Genomic DNA, 21,616 nt, shown 5'->3' on the forward strand with positions numbered 1-21,616 from the left:
TGGATCAGCGCTTATTTTTACCAAGGCATTGAGGATGATTTGTCATTCATACCTCATAATGAGTGCTTATTGAAATGCTGATTATCATAGGGGATCTCATACTATGAGTGAAGGTAAACGCAGTAAATTAAGGTTAGTTGGCTATGTATTTTGTGCCATTGTCTTTACGTATATTTTATTCAAGAGACCACTAATTGTCTCTCACAATACACAAGCCCCTTTACTCTCGGATGACGCTTCTCAAGGTGAAAAGGGCAAGTCAGTCGCAGGCTCTTTGCATGGTATCGACGTTTCCCATGATCAAGGCAAAGTGAATTGGACTTCAGTTGCGCATTCAGATATTAAGTTTGTCTACTTAAAAGCCACCGATGGGATGACTTATCAAGACCCAGACTTCAAAGCGAATAGTGACGCATTAGCACAAATAAATGATTCGGCAGAAAGAATTTGGGTGGGGGCATACCATTTTTTTGAGGCCGAAGATGATCCTGCGAAGCAAGCACAGAACTTTTTGCTGTCTTTAGCCGATAATAACTTGACATTAGCGCCTATGATTGACGTGGAAATTACTCGTGGTGTACCCGCTGATGAAATTAAGAAACGCTTAAAAACACTGCTAAAAATCATTGAAGAAAGCACTGGCTGTAAACCCGTTTTGTATTCTTATGGCGATTTCTGGAAAGCTAACATTGGTGAAGGTTTTAACGAATATCCATTTTGGTTGGCCGATTACGATGGTGCGATGACTGTACCTGATGGATTGAAAAACCTTGTCCTATGGCAACATTCTGAGACAGGTCATGTGGAAGGCATTAATGGCCATGTTGACTTGGACATTGTCGTTGATGAGGCTCGCTTAAAGGATATTAAATGTCATGGTAAAAAGGAGGTAAAATGAAGATGGATCATCGGTTGGATAATGGGTTACTAGGTCGGTTTGATTTATTGATACTGTCTACATTTCTGATCTTGTTTTTAGGCTTACATCATTTTGATTATTTTTCGTCTTTCTCGGGTTTCTTCCAACAAGAGGAACTTCATTATAGTAATGTTTCTTATTTACAAGGGCTAGAAGCGCAATTAGGGAAAGAACTTGGGCATTTACTAGCGTTACAAACGTTAGTTGATGTGGCGGCAAGCAGTCAGGTTGGGATCTCATTTATTCTTGATATTAATGTTGAGGTGGGGCGATTATTAAGTCAGTTATCGGCTGTACTTGAAAAGGGCAATGAGGTAGTGCTGTTATCATTAGCCGGTATTGGTACCATTCAAGCTCTTTCAGCGCTTTGCGAGTACGTGTCTTCATGGTTTTTAGAGTTATTTATTCTCTTGCTTGCGCTTTGGACTGTATTATCATGGATCGATCGAACTCTCTTAACCAGCGTGACATGGCATGCTATTTTACGTTCGGCTGGGAGCCTATTTTTAGTCAGCTATTTGATCATTCCGTATAGTATTCATTTATCCTCAGGCTTAAGTCATGCAGTCGATCATTACTTTGAAGATAAAGCCAGCTACCAATATTTTTCAGCCATGTCTAATGAGTTATCTGGTGTTAACAATAAAGGCGATTTAAAGCAGCATGCCAAAACCAGTATCCAGTTTTTACATAAGGCGTCTTCTGCAAAATTGTCGCAAAAGACCCAAAGAAGCAGTTATGTGGTGATGCAATTTGCCGCTAAGATGGCATTAACCTTATTCATTATTCCCGCATTTTTGATGTTGGGATTATATTATGTAATCTGTAGGCTATTCCCGATACATCACGTGTGTATTAAAAAGTTAGCGGCGATCGGTATTGATCGTAATCAATTAGCATCACATTAATGTGGCGCTGCATTGACTAGGAATTAAGAGGGCCTCGTATGAATTTTTATATTGTCGATAAATTGGAAGAAATGGATTTAGTTGTTATCCATAAAACCTTAAGTTCTACTTATTGGGCCAAAAACATCCCTTTTCCTATTTTAGTAAAAGGACTGCAAAACTCGTTATGCTTTGGGGTAATGAATACGGATTATCAGCAGGTAGGCTTTGCTAGAATGATAACGGACCGAGCTACATTTGCGTATTTGGCTGATGTTTTTATTTTGCCTGAATATCGTGGGCTGGGTTTAAGTAAACGGTTAATGAGACATATCCTTGACCATAAAGATCTGCAGGGACTAAGGCGTATGGCTCTGGCTACCAGTGATGCTCATGGTTTATATGAAAAATTTGGCTTTAAGGCATTGGCTAACCCTACTTCCTTTATGGAAGTATGGCAGCCTGATGTTTATTCAAATTAGCTTATAGCGGATGCTTTAAAGGATGCATTAAGCATGTCGAGATAGATCGCTTTTTGTTCTCTGGATAGCCAAGCACCTTCAAAGGCATTCTTAGCCAATTGATAAAGTTCGTCCTCTGTCAGATTTGACTCCGTTATTAATGAATTAAAATTCTCATTCATGTAGCCTCCAAAATAGGCTGGATCATCTGAGTTGACTGTCGCATTTAGGTTAAGTCGTAGCATTTTTTGAATGGGGTGATTTTTTATAGAATCGACTACACAAAGCTTGAGATTAGAAAGAGGGCAGACGGTTAGTGTCAATCGACGTTTTAAAATTTCAGCCGTTAATTGTGTGTCTTCTAGCGCTCTATTACCATGATCTATACGGTCAACATTAAGAATGTCTAAGGCTTGCCAAACGTATTCTGGTGGGCCTTCTTCACCTGCATGCACCGTGATTTTTAGTCCTAACTCTTTGCAGCTTTGGAATACGCGGCTGAATTTCTGGGGGGGATGGTTAAGTTCAGAGCTGTCTAAGCCTACGGCGTCTATTTTATTTAAAAAGGGCTTGGCTAATTCCAGCGTTTCGAAAGCGCTCTCTTCACTTAAATGCCGTAAAAAAGACATAATAAGTCGATAAGTCATTCCCCATTTTTTCTGTGCATCGTCAAGTGCTTTGGTGATACCGTTGATTTGAATCTCGAAAGAGACGCCTCTTTCTAGGTGTCCTTGGGGGTCAAAAAAAACTTCAACATGAACAACATTCTGAGAATGAACTTTTTCTAGATAAGCCATAGTCAGATCATAAAAATCAACCTCTTTAAGGAGAACAGACATTCCTTGATAATAAAGGTCGAGAAAATCTTGCAAGTTAGTGAATTGATAGGCGGCTTTTAGCTCATCAATTGATTTGTATTTTAACGTAATCTGATTACGTTCGGCTATTTGAAACATTTTTTCAGGTTCAAATGTGCCTTCTAAGTGAAGATGAAGTTCCGCTTTCGGCATACGCTCTGCAAGGCTTAGCAGTTCAGTTTGAGTTCTCATAAAGTACCTCTTTTGATCTTTTTTCTTGCTTAGTAGGCGTTTGTTTCTGCCTATATTTTAATAATTGAGAAAGCGTTGAGACGGCAATTTCTCCAGGCTGTTTACTGACTATTTCAGGTTCGCCCATTGGGCATTCCATACGTGCTATCGCCTCAGAAGAAAAGCCTTTGTCTCTTAGTTTATGTTTAAAACGGGCGCTTTTCGTTTTTGAGCCGATTACGCCTAAATAAGCAAAATCATTGTGTTTTAATATGGCTTCAGATAAGTCTAGATCAAGTTGATGGTTATGGGTAAGTACAAGGTAGTAACTGTTACTGGGTAAGTCTTTTATTTCATCTACAGGGTAGTCCGAGTGAATTTTAATAATATTTTCAGGACATTCTTGTGGGAACTCATTCGCACGGCTATCTATCCAATAGACTTTACAAGGGATTTGACCTAAGCAATGAATAATGGCTTTGCCGACATGACCTGCGCCAAAAATCGCAAGGCTGAAATCGGCTTGAAAGACGCTTTCAAATAACAATGACACCTTACCTCCACAACATTGCCCAAGTGTCGCCCCTAGCGGGTACTCTTTAATTTCATTTATAGGTTGCCGGTTTTCTAAGCATTGGCGGGCATAAGCCATGGCCTTCCATTCAAGATGGCCACCGCCTATAGTATTAAAAATAGCGTCTTTGGTGATCAACATACGGGCACCAATTTCTCTTGGTGTTGAACCTTGAATAGAAACAACAGACACCATAACAAAATTTGTTGCTGCTTTTTCAAGTTGTGCAGCTTGTTGAACCCAATGCGTTTTCATAAGCATCCTAGTGTATTTTGTCCTTGTTGTTATTAATAGAAGGTATTTTAGCTTCCTTTATACGTACTGTATCCATAAGGAGAGACTAATAATGGTACATGATAATGCTCAGTCGAATCATTGATACCGAATCGAATAATAACCTTATCAAGAAAGTTGGGTTTTTTTTGTTGTATGCCTTTATGTATAAAATAATCGCCAACCTCAAATTCAAGTTCATAGGTTCCTATTTCAAAATCGCTTTGCGCTAGAATGGGGCTATCGCAGCGACCATCACTATTGGTTATTGCTGAGGCAATTTTTGATTTGTGGTTGTTTTCTAAACTAAAAAGTGTAATGGCAATGCCAGCCGCTGGTGTACCGTGTGTCGTGTCTAAAACATGAGTTGTTAAATATCCCATAATATTTTCCTTTCGTTTAAGTATATATTGAAACTATTGTTTTAATTTTTTATTGGAAAATATTCAATGTTTTTTTGATGGACTTCTGTTCAAAATGGATTGAATCTGGAATATCGAGCAGCGATGTATATTGAATCGCTGCTCGATGGATGAATTATTGAGGAATAGCGTCTGTTATCCCTTCAACATACCAATTAACTTGAGCAAGTTCAGTGTCAGTTAAAGTATGCCCTTTTGCAACAACAACCTTGCCTTCGTTATTTTTAATAGGTCCTGTGAAAGGGCTAATTTTACCAGAACGAACATCGTCATATGTCGCTTGGATTTTGGCTTTAACGTCAGCAGGTAAGTTATCATTGATGGAGGAAATGCTTAACATATCGTCTTTAAAACCACCCCAAAAGTCAGCTGGCTTGTAGGTACCATCCATAACGGCTTCTGTTGTTTTAATGTAATAAGGTGCCCAATCATCTCGTACTGAGAAAATGTGAGCATTAGGCGCAAAATGGCTCATATCAGATGCTTGACCAACGGCACGCATACCACGCTTCTCGGCGGCAATAAGTGGCGCAGGGCTGTCTGTATGTTGTAGTAAAACATCTACGCCTTGATCCATCAGTGCATTGGCTGCATCGGTTTCTTTACCTGGATCATACCAAGAGTTTACCCAAACAATTTTGAATTCAACATTTGGGTTGACTGTTTTAGCTGCCATGTAGGCTGAATTGATGTCTCGAAATACTTCTGGAATAGGAAAGGACCCAATATAACCAATTTTATTGGTTTTGGTCATCATTCCGGCTGCTACACCTGACACATAACGACCTTCATAGGTACGCAGTGCATAAGTGCCTAGATTTTTAGCGCGTTTATAGCCAGTGGCATGTTCGAATGTGGTTTTAGGAAAACGCTTAGCGACTTTAAGTGTTGGGTTCATGTAACCAAAAGAAGTTGTAAAAATCAGGTCGTTCCCTGATTTAGCTAATTGTGTAATGACGCGTTCCGCGTCAGCACCTTCTGCAACATTCTCAACATAGGTCGTTTTTACTTTACCCTCAAAGTGTTTTTCTAGCTCTTCACGTCCACGGTTATGCTCGTAACTCCAACCATGGTCGCCAACAGGCCCAACATAGACAAAACCTACTTTAAATGGATCTTCTGCGTGTGCTGCAGATAGACCTGCGACAAGACCTAGGCCTAATAATAAGCTTTTTAACTTCATCGATTTAACTCCTATACGCTTAATAGCGCTCTACATGGTTATACTTAATACTATCAATACAGCAGACCAATATATTCACAATTGTCTATATTAGCCATGCGTCACTTTTTTACGCCATTTGTCTTGGGTCGAAAGGTTTTCCAAGCGACCTTGGTGCCAGTAACTTTTCTTTAAAATGATCAGCGCTGATGATGACCATGACCACTACGGTGGCGACATAAGGCAGCATAGCGAGAAGGTTTGGAGAAATATTCCAACCCATTCCTTGTAAAACGAGATGCATAATACTTGCCAAACCAAAGAGATAAGCCCCGAGCATAATACGGCCAACTCTCCAAGAAGCAAATACAACAAGGGCCAAAGCGATCCAGCCACGTCCAGACGTCATGTTTTCAATCCACATTGGAGTATAGACAAGTGACATGTACGCACCAGAAAGCCCAGCCATAGCCCCACCAAACATAACAGCACAGTATCGAACTCTTAATACTTTAATGCCAATAGCATTTGCGGCATGCGGATTTTCACCTACGGCTTTAATGACTAACCCAATGCGGGTTTTGGTGGCGACATACGAGACCAATGCCGCTAAAGCAAAAGAAAGATAAACCAGCAAATCGTGAGTAAATAAAATGTGCCCAATAAACGGGATATCAGACAGTAGTGGAATCACAATTGGTTGAAAGCCTTGCACTGTTTGTCCGACGACGCCTGAGCCAACAAAAGCGCTTAAGCCAGTACCAAATATGGTTAACGCTAAACCAGTGGCGACTTGATTTGCGCCAAGGTGTAGAACTAAAAAGGCAAATATCAGGCTCATAAACATACCTATGATAATGGCACCTAGAACGCCTAATCCAACAGAGCCAGAAGTATAAGCGGCCAGGAAACCAACAACGGCTCCCATTAACATCATGCCTTCTTGACCAAGATTGAGGACGCCTGATTTTTCACATATGACTTCGCCTAATGCGATTAAGAGTAGTGGTGTACCCGTTTTAATGGCGGCAAATAGAACTTGAGACAGTAATTCAGCGTCCACGCGTTACTCCTGGATAGGGCTGTTGTTTGAAATAAAGGACACTCGATAGCGAATAAAAAAGTCGCAAGCAAGTAGGAAAAAGAGTAAAACACCTTGGAACATGCCGACAACGGCGGTAGGCACTCCGATTTCAATCTGTGCTAAATCACCGCCCATATAAAGCACGGCCATAAAAGTAGCGGAGAGGAGGGCGCCTAATGGGTGCAAACGACCAAGGTAAGCGACAATAATAGCGGAATAGCCATACCCTGGAGAAACACTTGGAATCAACTGTCCAATTGGCCCCGTTACCTCAGACACACCCGCTAAGCCCGCTAAGGCGCCTGCGAATAGCATAACAATCCAGCTGATTTTTTTACCGTTGAAGCCAGCGTATCTTGCTGCTGGCTCATCTTGACCAAACACACGAATTTGAAAACCGATATGACTCTTGTTTAATAATACCCAAGCCCCTACGGCTGCAATGATTGCGAAAACAACACCAAGGTGTATTCTCCCTTCATCAAATAAAATCGGCAGGGTTGTAATATCCGAGAATAAGGCGGACTCTGGAAAGCCATAGCCTTGTGGATCGCGTAAAGGTCCATGAACAGCCCAGAGTAATAAATAAAGTGCAATATAATTAAACATAATCGTTGTCAGTATTAAGTTTGAATTAAATTTCAGCTTTAAATAAGTGGGTATGGCCGCCCAAAACATCCCAGAAGCAATGCCACAAATTAATGTGATGGGAAGCGCAAAGGATGAAGTGGAATCAATAAAGGCGAGTGCGGCCGCACTGCCGCCAAGCGCGCCCATTAACAATTGGCCTTCAGCACCGATATTCCATAAATTAGCGCGATAACATAAAGATAATCCAACGGCGCATAGTAATAAAGGCCCCATTTTTACAAACATTTCACCAATGTTGTACATATCTGATAATGGTGCAATAAGGAGCACCTGCATGGCTTGTATCGGGTCTTTACCAATAGCCGAAAAAAGAATAGAGCCAAATATTAGTGTTAACACAATGGCTAAGATCGGTGAGGTAATCTTCATTAACGTACTTTGTTCAATTCTGGCTTGCACGCGTATCATAGCGATGCCTCCTGTGATTCGGAAATAAAGCTACCAGCCATCCATAAACCTATTTGCTCGATATCGGTTTCGTCTGTTTTAACTATTGGCGATAAATACCCATCGCATATCGAGCCAATTCTGTCTGCCAGTAAAAATAGCTCATCAATATCCTCTGAGACTAATAATATGGCTGCGCCTTTGTCTCTTAGTTCCAGCAACGATTGATGAATCGATAACGCGGCACCAACATCCACACCCCAAGTTGGGTGAGCACAAATGAGAACAATTGGGTCTTGGCCAATTTCTCGCCCCATGATGAATTTTTGAAGGTTGCCACCGCTCAAGCTTTTTGCTTCTGAGAACTCGCCATGGCATTTTACTTTGTAGTTTTCAATGATGCTTTGAGCATAGGTTTGGACTTTTTTCCAATTCACTAGACCTTTATTGACAAAATCTCTTTTTTGCGTCAATAAGGTGTTTTCACTCAGTGACATTTCAGGCACAGCGCCCCGTCCAAGACGTTCTTCTGGTACATTTGCCATTCCTAGTTTACGTCTTTTGCCTGCATCAAAGGCACCAATATCTTGCTGATTAAGATAAAGCATATTGTCAACAGGGCGGCCATCTTCACCGCTGATTGCGGCCATCAATTCATCTTGACCATTCCCCGCAACGCCCGCAATCCCTAATATCTCTCCGGCTTTTAAGGAAAAATTTACTTTTTTTAATGAAGTGCCAAAAGGCTGTTTGGTCGGTAGCGTAAATTCTTTTGCTTCAAAAATGACAGTATGACCGTCTTTTTTCGAGTAACCTGCGTCTTGATCTGCTAGATCACCAACCATCATTTTAGCAATGCTAGAGGCCGATTCCTCTTGAGGAGAGCAGGTACTAATGACCTTTCCCCCACGAAGAATAGTGGCTTTTTGGCATATTTCGGTGACCTCATGCAGTTTATGGCTGATGAATAAAATACTGCATCCTTCACTAGATAACTTTCTTAAAACAACAAATAGGCTAGATACTTCCTGAGGCGTAAGCACAGAGGTTGGTTCGTCTAAAATCAGTAATTTTACTGACTGAACTAAGCAGCGAAGTATTTCAACACGTTGGCGTTCACCTATTGACAGAGAGTGTATATAACGACTTGGATCAACATCCAATCCATATATTTGCGAGAGATGACGTATTTTATCCGAAAGGTTATCGACTTCTGACAGCTGCTTTTTGCTTAAACATAATTCAATGTTTTCAGTTACAGTAAGTGTCTCAAAAAGGGAGAAGTGTTGGAATACCATGCCAATGCCCAAATCTCTAGCATCACTTGGCGATTTGATTTGCACCGTTTTACCATCCCAAAGCAGTTCACCTTGATCAGGAGAAACAACGCCATAGATGGTTTTTACAAGGGTACTTTTACCTGCACCATTTTCACCGAGTAGTGCATGTATTTCCCCGGGGAGTAAAGACAGGTTAATTGAGTCATTGGCAAGACAACCAGGGTATTGCTTAGTTATGTTGCGTAATTCAATTCGATAAGCAGTGTGATCTGTAGATAATGTCACAATGTGTTCTCTATACAATAAGTCATCAATAAATGACTAAGTTTTTGTTTAATTCAAATATTTACATCAACATAAAAATAAAGAATGTTTGCTGATGGTGCGTAGAAAATTTGTTGTGCTTTTTTGGTGCGTGTCAGTATCAATATAGATTTAAATCTGTCTTTAATATAGACAGTGAAGAAAATAATTGAAACTTTTGTTTTGATTATTCAATATATGTGCCAATAGTTTTGATCACCCGTATGTTTTGAATTAATCTAGATAATACGTAAATTTATAATAATTGTCTTCTTGGTCAATATTAAATTCAATAAAAACAGGTAAAAAATGAAACGGTCTTCATTCTTCAGTCTTGTTTTAGGATGGAATTAATGAAGGTTTGTTTTCAATGTTTATGCCTTTGCTTATAAAGAGAAGTGCCGTTTTTTGCTGGAGTGCTTAATTCAAACAGTTTTGATGCTTTGAAGTAGAGTGTTCATGGTGGGAGGTCCCTGTTCTATTTTGGTCTACAAGAGCGTCGATCTAAATAGAACAGTTTATTAAGAGTTTTTTACACTATAAGGTTTTAGCGTATGAAAAAATTGAAAAATAAACCCAGTGAACTGTCTTATGAGGGTTTTATAGAGGTGTTTCGGGACGTTTATGAACATTCCTCATGGGTTGCCGAAGCGGCTTGGGAGTTTGTTCAGCGAGCGGATCAAAAGGTGTTTTTTGATGACATCGATGCTATGGCTAACTTACTGAAAGAGGTTGTGAATAACAGCCGTTATGAGCGAAAATTAGCGCTGCTTAATGCGCATCCGGATTTAGCTGGTAAAGCAGCATTATCTGGCTCATTAACAGCGGACTCGGCAAATGAGCAAGCTGGTGCCGGGTTAGACTCTTGTACTAAAGATGAGTTAGCTCGGTTCCATCAATTGAATACCTGCTATAAACAAAAAAATGGTTTTCCATTTATTATGGCGGTTAAGGGCGCGACAAAACATCAGGTTCTTCAAGGTTTTGACTCTCGTATTAAGCATGATACAGATCAAGAGTTTTTGTGCGCTGTGAGTGAGGTACATAAAATTGCTATGTTTAGATTAGAAGATAAATAATTTGTAATCATTCAAACGGTTAAACCCTATGATACTTCTGAATGCTTAGTCTATAATGCAATCAGTTGCTGTGTTATCGCAATTTATTTTCATACTATAAGATAAATGGGTCGTTCGTTTGAATTATTTTTCAAAAAAAATAGACGATATTTTGTTTATGGGGGTTACAGATAGGTCTGATGAAGGCCCGTATAATCTTCAAATCACAAACTTGTCCTATCTTTTAACATTATGTGGCATTACATTCACCGCCATACTCTATATGTTCTGGTCTGTGTGGCCAGCTTTTTGGTTTCAAGTTGTTTCGGTTTTTATTTGTGTGATAGGGGTTCGTCTCAATTTAAAGGGCTTCTATAGTCAATCCGCCATTTTTTTGCCCTTTTTCTTAATGGGCTTCCTTCTAGTAAGCTCATTTTTTTTTATTGGTTCAAGTAATGGGTTGCATTGGGTTGCTTCCTTGATTCCTATTTATGCTTTTTCTGTATTCCATAAGAAGCATTACCTTAAAAGGGTAGGCGTTGTTCTAATTGGTACCATTGTATTTTTCCTTTGTGAGTTGCTTGCACCAAACGACTCCGTTCTTATCACGAGTGAACAGCAGATTTGGATGAGAGTATACTCTTTCTGTATGTGTACCGTATTCGCTTCTTTTATTATGAACTTGTTAATCAGCCGGTTAATAAAGGCTAACACCTTTTTAAAGAGATTGGCTGAAGTGGATGAGTTAACTGGAATTTCAAATCGTCGAAAAGTATTAGCTGATGCCGTAAATGTGTTCGCTAGCTCAATATTGAATAAAGAGAAATCTTCTTTTGCCATTATTGACTTAGATCACTTTAAAAAAATTAATGATACTTATGGGCATGATGCAGGGGATTTAGTGTTACGAGATGTGGCTCAGACAATGGCAAATAAAATAGGGACGGCATTTAAACTGGGACGTTATGGTGGTGAAGAGTTTGTTATTGTTATGCCAAATACAGATAAAGGCTTAGCTCAAAAGGAAATGGAGGCCGTTCGCAAGTCTATCGAAAGTCTTTATATTGAAACTAAGCTTGGCATTGTTGTTCCTGTAACAGTAAGCATCGGCATATCTTCTATCGGTTTCAATACCAGTCGATATGAAGAGCTCTTGTCGGAAGCGGATCAGGCTTTATATGAAGCAAAGAATGCGGGCCGAAATCAAGTTCAAGTGTTTTCTTTGTACTGATTTATGGTGTTCTTTTTTCTTCTACTATTTTTGAGGTTGTTATGACTGATGTAAGAGGATGTCGAATTCTACATTCAAACGAAGACTTCCTTGTTGTCTATAAACCAGATGGAATGAGTTTTCATGCTGAGTCAGGTGAAGTTGGTTTTATAGAATCCCTTTATAATATGACTTCATATACGGAACTATTTCCTGTCCATCGACTGGATAAAATGACATCGGGCTTATGTCTTGTGGCGTTACATAAATCAGCCGCCCAAACATTTGGACGACTGTTTGAAGCGCGCCTTGTGCAAAAAATGTATGTGGCTGTTTCGGAGAAAAAGCCAAAAAAGAAACAGGGAATTATTAAAGGTGGAATGTCTCCCAGTAGGCGGGGGCAATGGAAGCTTACTCAAGAGCTTAATAATGTAGCAGAGACTCGTTTTTCTTCTTGTTCATTAATGCCAGGAAAAAGACTGTATTTTTTGGCGCCCAAAACGGGTAAAACACATCAATTACGGGTTGCAATGAAGAGCATTGGTGCGCCTATATTAGGTGATAAGAGATACGGAGGCGGAGAAGCTGAAAGAGGTTATCTGCATGCTTGTTATTTATCATTTCACTGGAACGACTCTGTTCATTCATATTTTCAGTTGCCAGATGAACGAGGTGACTTTAATGTCATCTCAAATAATCTGATCGAGCATTATTTTCAAGAAAATCACGATTAGACTGAATAAAAAATAAGATTATCCGCTTTGTCTGTCCATTAACATGTAAAATGGCGGTCAGAGGTATTTTTATGAAGAATGTATTACTTTATTGTCGTCAAGGTTTTGAAAAAGATTGCGCGGCTGAAATTTCAGATTTAGCCAATCAAGAAGGGTTTTATGGTTATGCTAAAGTAACCGCAAACTCAGGTTTTGTTGTTTATGTTATGGATCAAGCCGACGCGGGTGAGCGTTTAGTGAAAGGGTTGAGCTTTAATAATTTGATCTTTGCTAGGCAGATTATTGCTGTTAATGATGTATTGGAAATGTCTCAGGGGTCTCGAGTTGAGTCCTTATTGGACGCAGCACGTTCTTTACCTCTTGCAGAAGATTTATGGATTGAAACAGCGGATACAAATGAGGCTAAAGCTTTATCTGGCTTGATTAAAAAGTTCGAAAAACCTTTAAGGAGCGGTTGGAAGAAATCTGGCTTGATTCGCACTAAAGCGGTCGGGGTGCGTCATCATGTATTTTTATTGGATGGGGAATCGGCGTATTTAGGTGTGTCTTATGATGTCTGCAGAAGCGATCATTTGATGGGGATTCGCCGTTTGCGCTTTCCCTCGGCCGCACCGAGTCGATCAACATTAAAGTTAGAAGAAGCTTTTCATCAGTTTATTCCAGCTAATCAATGGGATAAGCATTTATCTGAGGGGTTGGTTGCAGTCGATTTAGGTGCGGCCCCTGGTGGTTGGACTTGGCAGTTTGTGCAGCGAGGGATTCATGTCATTGCCATTGATAATGGCCCGATGCAGAAAGCCTTGATGGCCACAAATTTGGTCGAGCATGAAACGTCTGATGGGTTTAAGTATCAGCCAAAACGTCCAGTCGATTGGTTGGTTTGCGATATGATAGAGACGCCAATGCAAGTCGCTTCTCTTATGTCAAAATGGCTTGTTAAGGGGTGGACAAGAAAAACGATCTTTAACTTGAAACTGCCAATGAAGAAGCGTTATCAAGAAGTGGATCAGTGTCTTGAGTTTGTGCAGTCTGAATTAAAGCAAGCTGGTCTATCATACAGTTTGCAAGCAAAACATCTTTATCACGATCGCGAAGAAGTAACGGTCTGTATTATTACACGGTAACATCAGAAAGTCGTGCTCTCTAAAAGCAGTCTTGATAGCAATGCCCGCTTCTTTCTAATGAAGGAAGTGGGCATTTCTTTGTTTAAAGACTTTCTTTAGGATTAAAGGAGTAATAACCCATGGCTTCTTCCATTAATTCATCCCTTTGATAAATGTCATTACGAAATTCAGGCATTCCATTTTCGTTAGGCGCTACCGTGAAATACACTAGATAAACAGGAATCTCTTTTGGTAAAGAAACCACATTTGTGGCCTTGGATTTTTTAGCTTTCTCTAATTCTCCTGTTCTTTTTGAGCTTGATGCAACAATTAACTGAGCGAACTCTTCTGGTTTTTCAAGTCTTACGCAGCCAGAGCTAAAGGCTCGGATGTGCTCTTTGAAAAGATGCTTAGATGGAGTGTCATGAAGATAGATATCATTCTTATTCGGGAACATGAATTTATAAGCCCCGAGCGCATTGCCTTCGTCGGGCGTCTGTTCGAATCTGTATCTTAGATTGCTGTGTGTGATCTCAGGCCAGTTTATGGTTAAAGGGTCAAGTTGCTTGGCACCAACCGTCCAGCTTGAATAAACTTGATAACCGTGTTTTGTCAAATAGTTTGGGTCTTGGTGTATTTTAGGTAAGAGCGTTTCTTGCGCGATTCTATGGGGTACTCTCCAGGTCGGGTTGGTTACCATATAAGTCATGTTGCCCTTAAAGACAGGAGTCTTACGCTCATTTTTTCCTATAACCACCTTCATTGTTGAGTGTTGGTCATTTAGAAAGGTGTGGACTTTGTAATCGGTTAGATCAACCCAGATGCGTTCTGACTCAAGCGTTGATGGTAGCCATCTCCAGCGCTCTAAGTTGTAAGCAATTTGTTGGGCTCTCACTTTTACAGGCACATTAAGCATCTCAATGGTTTGAGCTCCTGCATGCCCATCTTCCAGTATGTCATGACGTTTTTGGAAGTGTATTAATGCAAGCTTCAACTTATCATCAAAATAATCTTCGTTGGTTTTACGAGTTGAGAAACGAATGTCTCCAAGTTGAATCAATCTAGCCCTAATTTGGGCGACTCGTTCTCCTTGATCGCCAACAGAAAGAGGGACGCCTGCTTTAACCCGGATGTCAGGTTCTTTGTTGTTAAGGTTTTGGTAATACACTAACCATTTTTGCAATACTTGATAATTTGGGTGTCTGGGTGCGAGAAGTGGCAAAAAACGAATCATATCCGATGTTTTTTCTAAAAAGAGAATTTCAGACCAATCATTAGTTGGCGCATCTAATTGCCAGTTAGGGTCGATTAATTGAGGCTCGTATCGCCCAATGCTTAAGTCGTGAGCATAGCTGGAAAAGGCAATAGTGGTAATGACATCCAATTCGGCGAGCTGTTTTTGGCTTGGTGTGGGAAGTGATAAGTACTCTTTGATTTCTTCGGTGTAATAATGGACTGGGTTTAACCCATGAGTGTAAGACAGCTCTAAGATATCAAGCAGTTGATGTATTGATGAATCAATTGTGTCTTTTTGAATCCAGAAAGGGGAGTAATCTCTTTGCTCGTAGGCCGATAAAACGGCTTCATTGGGAATGGCCTGTCCTGCAACGGGTGTAAACGCTGTTAGCATGAGTGAAACTTGAGCTTGAACATTGGTTTCAATTTGCTTTTGACTTGGCGGTGTAAGAATAAAGGCGTTTTTCGTTTTAGGTGTTGAGCATGCTGTCAGCACTAATGACGTAATTAAAATACATGCAGTTCGTATAGTCGTTGACTTCATTAAGTCTTCCTTTGTTATTGGCAATAATAATAGATTAAGTTGAACTTTCCATGACGGTTAATAGTAAAATAGCCTCATCTCTATTACTACCGCAAGTTTCTAGGTCTGGCTTAAAGTCAGCACAAACCTTCGGTCTATTCGCTGAATTAAATATCGCGCAGTTCATATTGTCTAATAAGTGAACGCACCTTACGCCTGCGGCTTTGCCCTTAAGCATGTCTGGTATTGGAGAGGTGATTGATGGCGCAATACAGCATGCGCCACAATTTGTGCGACATTCCATACAATGATTCCTTGTTAATAGATACTACGAATGTTTAAATCGTTGTTATACTAAGGATGGTAGCATTAAAGTAGAGTGAAGCTGAGTGCTTTGCTCTAAATATTAAGTATTTAAAACTGTCTTTAATCGTCTGAATTAAAGCAAAGAGATGTGATTCGTGAAAAATAAGATTTTATTGGTTGAAGACAGCCCTGTTGTATTAAAAGTGCTTCGATATCTGGTTTCACAAAATGACTTATTCATGCCGGTTTTGGCAAAATGCTATGCGGATGCTCAGGAATGTTTAGAAGCGCATTCAGGTGATTTTTTTGCCGCGGTTGTTGATTTAAATCTTCCCGATGCTGAGCACGGTGAAGTTGTTGATTTGGTGTTAGATAAGCAGATTCCATGTATTGTGCTTACAGGAAACTTCGATGATGATCTTCGGCTTAAATTGCTTAATAAGGGTGTTGTAGATTACATTACCAAAGACAGTCGTTATTCATTTAATCATGTAATGAAGGTTTTGGATCGATTAGAAAAAAATCGACGTATTAAGGTACTTGTCGCTGAAGATTCGTCAACCAGTCGGCTTTTTATTAAAATCCTATTACAGCAGTATCAATTTCAGGTTCTTGAGGCTGAAAATGGTCAAGAAGCATTAGCGATACTGGAGCAAGACAGCCATATTCGTATGTTGATAACAGATTATAATATGCCCCTTATTAATGGATACGATTTGGTGCGTATGCTGAGGCATAATGAGCGTTTTAAAGATTTGGTTATTATTGGTTTGTCAGCAGAGGGTGACTCTTCTTTATCGGCTAAGTTTATCAAATCTGGCGCTAATGATTTTCTAAAAAAACCCTTTTATCATGAAGAGTTTCATTGTCGGGTAAATCACAATATAGAAGCTCAAGAAATGTTACAAACGATTCGTGATCTTGCCAATATTGACCCGTTAACTAAGTTGTACAATCGTCGATTTTTATTCACCGAAGGTGAGTCTCTTTATCAAAAATCCATAGCTTCTGATCGAGTGTTGTCTGTTGTGATGCTGGATATTGATTTCTTTAAGCGGGTTAATGATACTCATGGTCATTTGATTGGCGATGCTTTGTTGTTGGAGTTTTCTGCGTATTTGGTATCGGTTTTTCCTGATGAAATGATTAGTCGATTTGGAGGGGAAGAATTTTGTGTTTTGATCTCAACTGAAAGTTCTGAATTAACCATTCAGCGCTTTGAGGCTTTTCTAAGTGAGATAAAAAAAATGACATTTACAGAAAATAAGATCACGATTACTTGTAGTGGCGGCATGAATTGTGACATGCAGCCCACATTAAGTCAGGCAATTGAGATTGCCGATGAAAGGTTATATACAGCAAAAAATACAGGGCGGGACAAGTTTATTTTTGAGTAAATTGCTCTTAGCAAGGGGCTTAAATAGTGGGTTGATATTACTTTATTAGGGAAAAGCCCCTCAGCTTGACAGCTGAGGGGCTTTTGCTAGCCTTTTAGCAGTTTCGCTAAAATTGGGTTAACAATGCTGGGATTGGCTTTACCTTGTGATGCCTTCATCACTTGGCCGACAAAGAATCCAATCATTTTCTTCTGCTTGTCTGGCTCTGCAGCGCGATACTGATCTACTTGATTTTGATTTGCATCTAAAATGGTTTGAATCATTTCTTCAATGGCTTTGGTGTCGGTAACCTGTTTTAAGCCTTTGTTTTCAATAATCTCGTCAGCCGTACCTTCACCATCCCAGATGGCTTGGAATACGTCCTTTGCTGTTTTTCCATTAATGGTGTTGTCTTCAATGCGTTGTAATAAAAGACCTAGGTTTTCGGCAGAAACAGGCGCATCAGCAATATCAATTTGGTTTTGATTCAGTAATTTGCTCAATTCGCCCATTACCCAGTTTGCAGACAGTTTTGGGTTTTTAGCGGCCAAGGTAACTGTTTCAAAATAATTGGCCATTTCTCTTGAGGATGAAAGCACGTTGGCGTCATATTCGCTTAGTTTGTACTCTTCCATAAAGCGTTGTGCTTTTTGTACAGGCAATTCAGGTAATGTCGCTTTAATAGAATCCACGTATTCTTGTGTCAGTACAACAGGCAGTAGATCTGGGCAAGGGAAGTAACGGTAGTCGTTGGCATCTTCTTTGGATCGCATGCTACGAGTTTCGTCTTTTTCCGGGTCGTATAAACGCGTTTCTTGGGTGATTTTGCCACCGTCTTCCAAAATGTCTGCTTGTCTTTCAACTTCAGTGTGAATGGCTTTTTCAATGAAGCGGAATGAGTTTACATTCTTTATTTCTGTACGCGTACCATACTCTTGCTGACCTTTAGGGCGCAGCGAAATATTTACGTCACAACGCATGGATCCCTCGGCCATATTTCCATCGCAAATGCCAAGATAGGTAACAATTGAGTGGATCATCTTAACATAAGCGACGGCTTCTTTAGCGGAGCGAATGTCTGGTTCAGATACGATTTCAAGTAATGAAGTGCTTGAGCGGTTAAGGTCTATTCCTGTCATGCCATGAAAGTCTTCGTGCAATGACTTGCCTGCATCTTCCTCTAAGTGAGCACGGGTAATGCCAACGCGCTTTACTGATCCATCTTCAAGGGTGATGTCTAGGTGCCCAATGCCAACAATAGGGTCGTCCATTTGACTTGTTTGATATCCCTTTGGAAGATCTGGATAAAAATAATTTTTGCGGGCAAAAACAGATTTCATGCCAATTTCAGCGTTTACCGCATGACCAAACATAACCGCCATACGTAATGCTTCTTTGTTTAGTACAGGAAGAGAGCCCGGCATACCAAGGTCTACCAGAGCGGTTTGAGTATTTGGTTCGGCACCAAAACCAACAGCTGCACCAGAAAATAATTTTGATTTAGTCGAAAGTTGAGCGTGAATTTCAAGGCCAATTACAATTTCCCAGTTCATTCTTATACTCCTTCAGTCAGTGTTGGTGTATGTGTGTGCCAGTCTGTATGTTGCTGAAATTGATGGGCCACATTCAACAGTTTTGCTTCGGCGAAGTAGTTGCCCATAATTTGTAAGCCAACAGGCATTTTGTTAATAAAGCCAGCTGGGATGGACATAGCCGGAATGCCTGCAAGGTTGACTGAAAGGGTATAAATGTCTTCAAGGTACATTGCTACCGGATCTTGTGTTTTGCTGTTTAAGCCGAATGCCGTGGTTGGTGCAACTGGTCCCATGATGACGTCGACTTGGGAAAGTGCATCAACAAAATCTTGTTTAATTAGGCGGCGGATTTTTTGCGCCTTTAGATAGTAAGCATCGTAATAGCCTTCGGAAAGAGCGTAAGTCCCTACCATGATGCGTTTCTGTATTTCTGCGCCGAAGCCTTCAGAGCGTGATCTCATGTACATGTCTAACAAGTCTTTTGGGTTTTCACAGCGATGTCCAAAGCGGACGCCATCAAATCGAGATAGATTAGAGGATGCTTCCGACGGAGCAATGACGTAGTAGGATGGAATGCTTAAATTAAGGTTTGGTAGGGAAATATCAACAATTGTTGCCCCCAACTTTTCAAACTCCTTTACCGCGTCTAAGGTGACTTTGGCAACCTCTTGATCGAGCGCGTCGCCAAAATACTCTTTTGGAAGGCCTATTTTTAAACCTGTTAGTGGTTGGTTTAGTTGGGCTGTATAGTCTTCTTTGTCTGTTTCGGATGATGTTGAGTCTTTTTCGTCAAAACCAGCGATGCTGTTTAATATGTGTGCACAATCTTCTGCAGAACGTGCCATGGGTCCCGCTTGATCTAAGCTTGAAGCAAACGCAATCATACCGAAACGTGATACGCGTCCGTATGTTGGTTTTAGACCAGTGATTCCGCAAAATGAAGCCGGTTGACGGATGGAGCCGCCTGTATCTGTTCCTGTTGCGGCAACAATTAAACCGGCAGCAACCGCAGCGGCGGAACCACCAGAAGACCCGCCTGGCACAGCATTAAGATTCCATGGGTTTTTTACGCTACCAAAGAAACTGTTTTCATTGGATGAGCCCATGGCGAATTCATCCATATTTGTTTTCCCTAGCATAATGCTGCCGGAATTTAACATCCTTTGTGTCACCGTTGACTCGTACGGCGGTACGAAGTTATTTAGCATCTTAGACGCGCATGTAGTCAATGTGTTTTGTGTGCAAAATAAATCTTTGTGGGCAACAGGGATGCCAATTAATGGGTTTGTCTCGCCATGGCTTAGTCTGATGTCAGCTTGTTTGGCGGCGGTCAGCGCGTGTTCTTCTGTTACTGTGATGAAGCTATTGATCGTAGTGTCAAGCTGTTTGATGCGATCAAGAAAATGTTGTGTTAATTCAACACTTGAGAATTCTTTTGCACGCAATTGTTGTGCAAGTAAGCTGATGTTTTGGCTGTGCATTTCGATAAATCCTATTAATCAATAACTTGCGGGACTAAATAAAGGCCTTTCTCTGATTGAGGCGCAATCGCTAAATATGAATCACGTTGATTGGACTCAGTTACCGTATCTTCTCTAAGTCTTTGTGTCATTTCCAAAGGGTTGCACAAGGGTTCAACCCCTTCAGTATCAACAGATTGCATTTGCTCAACCAAAGTCAATACACTTGATATCGATTCTTGATATTGTTCCGACTCATTATCAGATAGCGACAGTCGAGCTAAATGAGCGATTTTTTGCACGTCTTGTTTGTTGAGCGACATATTTCACCTAAATAAATTAAATATGAATGAAAATTAAATAACGTCTATTGTATCTATATAGAAGATGAGTAGAAAGCATCTAAAGCTAAAAACTCTGGTTCAAGGATGAAAAAGAAAATAATTTTAAGAAACAAGAAAATAGATGGGGTCAATTTGCAATTTTAATGCCTTTCGACTTGCTCAAAAGGCCGATGGTTGTTACATTTTCATGCTGTTTCGTAATGTATCTATCAGGGTGTAGAAATTCATGTTTAAGAAAATTAGGGGAATGTTTTCAAGTGATTTATCGATCGATTTAGGGACAGCTAATACCCTTATATATGTTCGTGATCGTGGAATCGTTCTTGATGAACCATCTGTTGTTGCTATTCGTCATAACGGAAATCAAAAAACAGTGGCCTCTGTTGGTACGGATGCGAAGAGAATGCTAGGTAGAACGCCTGGGAATATAACGGCTATTCGCCCTCTGAAAGATGGTGTTATTGCAGATTTTCATGTAACTGAAAAAATGCTGCAATATTTTATTTCTAAAGTGCATGAAAATAGCATTTTAAAGCCGAGTCCAAGAGTTTTAGTGTGTGTTCCTTGTAAGTCAACTCAAGTAGAGAGAAGAGCAATTAAAGAATCTGCATTAGGGGCAGGTGCTAGGGAAGTGTATATTATTGAAGAGCCAATGGCCGCGGCTATTGGTGCCGGATTGCCGGTTGCCGAAGCGTCTGGCTCAATGGTTATTGATATTGGTGGTGGCACGACTGAAATCGCCATTATTTCATTGAATGGTATTGTTGCATCGGAATCCATTCGTGTTGGTGGTGATCGATTTGATGAAGCTATTACCACTTATGTGCGTCGTCAATATGGTAGTTTAATTGGAGATGCGACAGCAGAAAGAATCAAAACCGAAATTGGTATGGCTTATCATACTGGTGAAGAGTTACAAATTGATGTTCGTGGGCGTAATCTGGCTGAGGGCATTCCTCGCGCTTTCACTCTTAGAAGCAGTGAAATATTGGAAGCATTGCAAGAGCCTTTGGCGCAAATAGTGCAAGCTATTAAGGGTGTATTAGAACAATCACCACCAGAGTTAGCGGGTGATATTGCTGAGTCAGGTTTGGTTATTACTGGTGGCGGTGCTTTGCTGAGAGAAATAGACCGTCTTATAAGCGAAGAGACTGGGTTACCTGTCATAATCGCTGATGACCCTCTTACCTGTGTCGCACGTGGTGGTGGCATGGCTTTAGAGATGATGGATAAGCACGCTTCAGAGTTATTTACGGCAGATAACGAATAGAGCTTAGGAGTTTGTTATTAATAGCTCACT

At 40.4% G+C, this 21,616-nt stretch carries 21 protein-coding genes; 9 read left to right on the forward strand and 12 right to left on the reverse strand.

What is annotated here, in order from left to right; all coding sequences use genetic code 11:
• Positions 1–103 precede the first annotated feature (103 nt).
• From IEZ33_RS07365 to IEZ33_RS07375, 3 genes are read left to right on the forward strand one after another with little or no spacing between them, the layout of a single operon-like run.
• Positions 104–898 (forward strand): glycoside hydrolase family 25 protein, encoded by a 795-nt coding sequence (locus IEZ33_RS07365; protein ID WP_191603036.1) that lies wholly within the window; start codon positions 104–106, stop codon positions 896–898.
• On the forward strand, positions 895–1,827 hold the full coding sequence (locus tag IEZ33_RS07370) for a hypothetical protein (RefSeq protein WP_191603037.1): 933 nt from the start codon (positions 895–897) through the stop codon (positions 1,825–1,827). The genes IEZ33_RS07365 and IEZ33_RS07370 overlap by 4 nt, the downstream gene beginning before the upstream one ends.
• A 38-nt stretch (positions 1,828–1,865) precedes the next feature.
• Positions 1,866–2,288 (forward strand): GNAT family N-acetyltransferase, encoded by a 423-nt coding sequence (locus IEZ33_RS07375; protein WP_240009664.1) that lies wholly within the window; start codon positions 1,866–1,868, stop codon positions 2,286–2,288.
• On the opposite strand, the gene IEZ33_RS07380 is transcribed toward IEZ33_RS07375, so the two are convergent.
• The 7 genes from IEZ33_RS07380 to IEZ33_RS07410 form a co-directional block, all read right to left on the reverse strand.
• Positions 2,285–3,316 (reverse strand): adenosine deaminase, encoded by a 1,032-nt coding sequence (locus tag IEZ33_RS07380; RefSeq protein ID WP_191603038.1) that lies wholly within the window; start codon positions 3,314–3,316, stop codon positions 2,285–2,287. The two genes, IEZ33_RS07375 and IEZ33_RS07380, sit on opposite strands and share 4 nt — an antisense overlap.
• Positions 3,300–4,124 (reverse strand): xanthine dehydrogenase accessory protein XdhC, encoded by an 825-nt coding sequence (gene xdhC / locus IEZ33_RS07385; protein WP_191603039.1) that lies wholly within the window; start codon positions 4,122–4,124, stop codon positions 3,300–3,302. Before xdhC ends, IEZ33_RS07380 begins: the two co-directional genes overlap by 17 nt.
• Before the next feature lie 47 nt (positions 4,125–4,171).
• Complete coding sequence (uraH, locus tag IEZ33_RS07390; RefSeq protein ID WP_191603040.1) at positions 4,172–4,525, reverse strand: hydroxyisourate hydrolase; 354 nt, start codon at positions 4,523–4,525, stop codon at positions 4,172–4,174.
• A 154-nt stretch (positions 4,526–4,679) separates the two neighbouring features.
• Positions 4,680–5,747, reverse strand: coding sequence for a BMP family ABC transporter substrate-binding protein (locus tag IEZ33_RS07395; RefSeq protein ID WP_191603041.1), 1,068 nt, complete (start codon positions 5,745–5,747; stop codon positions 4,680–4,682).
• A gap of 109 nt (positions 5,748–5,856) precedes the next feature.
• Entirely contained in the window at positions 5,857–6,789 is a 933-nt protein-coding gene (locus tag IEZ33_RS07400) for an ABC transporter permease (RefSeq protein WP_191603042.1), read from the reverse strand.
• 3 nt (positions 6,790–6,792) lie between these two features.
• Complete coding sequence (locus IEZ33_RS07405; protein ID WP_191603043.1) at positions 6,793–7,869, reverse strand: ABC transporter permease; 1,077 nt, start codon at positions 7,867–7,869, stop codon at positions 6,793–6,795.
• Positions 7,866–9,413 (reverse strand): ABC transporter ATP-binding protein, encoded by a 1,548-nt coding sequence (locus tag IEZ33_RS07410; RefSeq protein WP_191603044.1) that lies wholly within the window; start codon positions 9,411–9,413, stop codon positions 7,866–7,868. Before IEZ33_RS07410 ends, IEZ33_RS07405 begins: the two co-directional genes overlap by 4 nt.
• A gap of 572 nt (positions 9,414–9,985) precedes the next feature.
• Here IEZ33_RS07410 and uraD point away from each other — a divergent pair.
• From uraD to rlmM, 4 genes are all read left to right on the forward strand, one after another.
• Positions 9,986–10,510, forward strand: coding sequence for a 2-oxo-4-hydroxy-4-carboxy-5-ureidoimidazoline decarboxylase (gene uraD / locus IEZ33_RS07415; RefSeq protein WP_191603045.1), 525 nt, complete (start codon positions 9,986–9,988; stop codon positions 10,508–10,510).
• Between the two features lie 118 nt (positions 10,511–10,628).
• Positions 10,629–11,720 carry a GGDEF domain-containing protein gene (locus IEZ33_RS07420; protein WP_191603046.1) on the forward strand — a complete coding sequence of 364 codons (1,092 nt, stop codon included), beginning with the start codon at positions 10,629–10,631 and terminating at the stop codon, positions 11,718–11,720.
• 41 nt (positions 11,721–11,761) lie between these two features.
• On the forward strand, positions 11,762–12,433 hold the full coding sequence (locus IEZ33_RS07425) for a TIGR01621 family pseudouridine synthase (RefSeq protein ID WP_191603047.1): 672 nt from the start codon (positions 11,762–11,764) through the stop codon (positions 12,431–12,433).
• A 71-nt stretch (positions 12,434–12,504) separates the two neighbouring features.
• The gene (gene rlmM, locus IEZ33_RS07430; protein ID WP_191603048.1) at positions 12,505–13,557 is read left to right on the forward strand and encodes a 23S rRNA (cytidine(2498)-2'-O)-methyltransferase RlmM; all 1,053 of its coding nucleotides are present in this window, start codon (positions 12,505–12,507) and stop codon (positions 13,555–13,557) included.
• An 82-nt stretch (positions 13,558–13,639) separates the two neighbouring features.
• Here the strand turns inward: rlmM and IEZ33_RS07435 are convergent, their stop codons facing one another.
• A complete protein-coding gene (locus IEZ33_RS07435; RefSeq protein ID WP_191603049.1) occupies positions 13,640–15,316 on the reverse strand; it encodes a L,D-transpeptidase family protein in 1,677 nt (558 codons plus the stop codon).
• A 34-nt stretch (positions 15,317–15,350) separates the two neighbouring features.
• Entirely contained in the window at positions 15,351–15,599 is a 249-nt protein-coding gene (locus tag IEZ33_RS07440) for a YkgJ family cysteine cluster protein (RefSeq protein WP_191603050.1), read from the reverse strand.
• A gap of 157 nt (positions 15,600–15,756) precedes the next feature.
• Between IEZ33_RS07440 and IEZ33_RS07445 the strand changes: the two genes are divergently transcribed.
• Positions 15,757–16,998 carry a diguanylate cyclase gene (locus tag IEZ33_RS07445; protein ID WP_191603051.1) on the forward strand — a complete coding sequence of 414 codons (1,242 nt, stop codon included), beginning with the start codon at positions 15,757–15,759 and terminating at the stop codon, positions 16,996–16,998.
• 86 nt (positions 16,999–17,084) lie between these two features.
• Here the strand turns inward: IEZ33_RS07445 and gatB are convergent, their stop codons facing one another.
• The 3 genes from gatB to gatC are packed head-to-tail and all read right to left on the reverse strand — an operon-like array spanning position 17,085 to position 20,295.
• Positions 17,085–18,530, reverse strand: a complete 1,446-nt coding sequence (gatB, locus tag IEZ33_RS07450) for an Asp-tRNA(Asn)/Glu-tRNA(Gln) amidotransferase subunit GatB (RefSeq protein WP_191603052.1) — start codon at positions 18,528–18,530, stop codon at positions 17,085–17,087.
• Between the two features lie 2 nt (positions 18,531–18,532).
• Positions 18,533–19,993 (reverse strand): Asp-tRNA(Asn)/Glu-tRNA(Gln) amidotransferase subunit GatA, encoded by a 1,461-nt coding sequence (gene gatA, locus IEZ33_RS07455; protein WP_191603053.1) that lies wholly within the window; start codon positions 19,991–19,993, stop codon positions 18,533–18,535.
• A gap of 14 nt (positions 19,994–20,007) precedes the next feature.
• Positions 20,008–20,295, reverse strand: coding sequence for an Asp-tRNA(Asn)/Glu-tRNA(Gln) amidotransferase subunit GatC (gene gatC / locus IEZ33_RS07460; RefSeq protein WP_191603054.1), 288 nt, complete (start codon positions 20,293–20,295; stop codon positions 20,008–20,010).
• A 247-nt stretch (positions 20,296–20,542) separates the two neighbouring features.
• Here gatC and IEZ33_RS07465 point away from each other — a divergent pair, with 247 nt between their 5' ends.
• Positions 20,543–21,586: a rod shape-determining protein gene (locus tag IEZ33_RS07465; RefSeq protein ID WP_191603055.1), complete on the forward strand. Its 1,044-nt coding sequence runs from the start codon at positions 20,543–20,545 to the stop codon at positions 21,584–21,586.
• The last annotated feature ends 30 nt before the right edge of the window (positions 21,587–21,616 follow it).

The sequence above is a fragment of the Marinomonas algicola genome, from assembly GCF_014805825.1.
GTDB lineage: Bacteria > Pseudomonadota > Gammaproteobacteria > Pseudomonadales > Marinomonadaceae > Marinomonas > Marinomonas algicola.

Excerpts from the sequence above, each read along its gene's own strand:
- IEZ33_RS07365 (WP_191603036.1), top strand. The coding sequence starts at position 104 with ATGAGTGAAGGTAAACGCAGTAAATTAAGGTTAGTTGGCTATGTATTT.
- IEZ33_RS07370 (WP_191603037.1), top strand. The coding sequence starts at position 895 with ATGAAGATGGATCATCGGTTGGATAATGGGTTACTAGGTCGGTTTGAT.
- IEZ33_RS07375 (WP_240009664.1), top strand. The coding sequence starts at position 1,866 with ATGAATTTTTATATTGTCGATAAATTGGAAGAAATGGATTTAGTTGTT.
- IEZ33_RS07380 (WP_191603038.1), bottom strand. The coding sequence starts at position 3,316 with ATGAGAACTCAAACTGAACTGCTAAGCCTTGCAGAGCGTATGCCGAAA.
- xdhC (WP_191603039.1), bottom strand. The coding sequence starts at position 4,124 with ATGAAAACGCATTGGGTTCAACAAGCTGCACAACTTGAAAAAGCAGCA.
- uraH (WP_191603040.1), bottom strand. The coding sequence starts at position 4,525 with ATGGGATATTTAACAACTCATGTTTTAGACACGACACACGGTACACCA.
- IEZ33_RS07395 (WP_191603041.1), bottom strand. The coding sequence starts at position 5,747 with ATGAAGTTAAAAAGCTTATTATTAGGCCTAGGTCTTGTCGCAGGTCTA.
- IEZ33_RS07405 (WP_191603043.1), bottom strand. The coding sequence starts at position 7,869 with ATGATACGCGTGCAAGCCAGAATTGAACAAAGTACGTTAATGAAGATT.
- uraD (WP_191603045.1), top strand. The coding sequence starts at position 9,986 with ATGAAAAAATTGAAAAATAAACCCAGTGAACTGTCTTATGAGGGTTTT.
- IEZ33_RS07425 (WP_191603047.1), top strand. The coding sequence starts at position 11,762 with ATGACTGATGTAAGAGGATGTCGAATTCTACATTCAAACGAAGACTTC.
- rlmM (WP_191603048.1), top strand. The coding sequence starts at position 12,505 with ATGAAGAATGTATTACTTTATTGTCGTCAAGGTTTTGAAAAAGATTGC.
- IEZ33_RS07435 (WP_191603049.1), bottom strand. The coding sequence starts at position 15,316 with ATGAAGTCAACGACTATACGAACTGCATGTATTTTAATTACGTCATTA.
- IEZ33_RS07440 (WP_191603050.1), bottom strand. The coding sequence starts at position 15,599 with ATGGAATGTCGCACAAATTGTGGCGCATGCTGTATTGCGCCATCAATC.
- gatB (WP_191603052.1), bottom strand. The coding sequence starts at position 18,530 with ATGAACTGGGAAATTGTAATTGGCCTTGAAATTCACGCTCAACTTTCG.
- gatA (WP_191603053.1), bottom strand. The coding sequence starts at position 19,993 with ATGCACAGCCAAAACATCAGCTTACTTGCACAACAATTGCGTGCAAAA.
- gatC (WP_191603054.1), bottom strand. The coding sequence starts at position 20,295 with ATGTCGCTCAACAAACAAGACGTGCAAAAAATCGCTCATTTAGCTCGA.
- IEZ33_RS07465 (WP_191603055.1), top strand. The coding sequence starts at position 20,543 with ATGTTTAAGAAAATTAGGGGAATGTTTTCAAGTGATTTATCGATCGAT.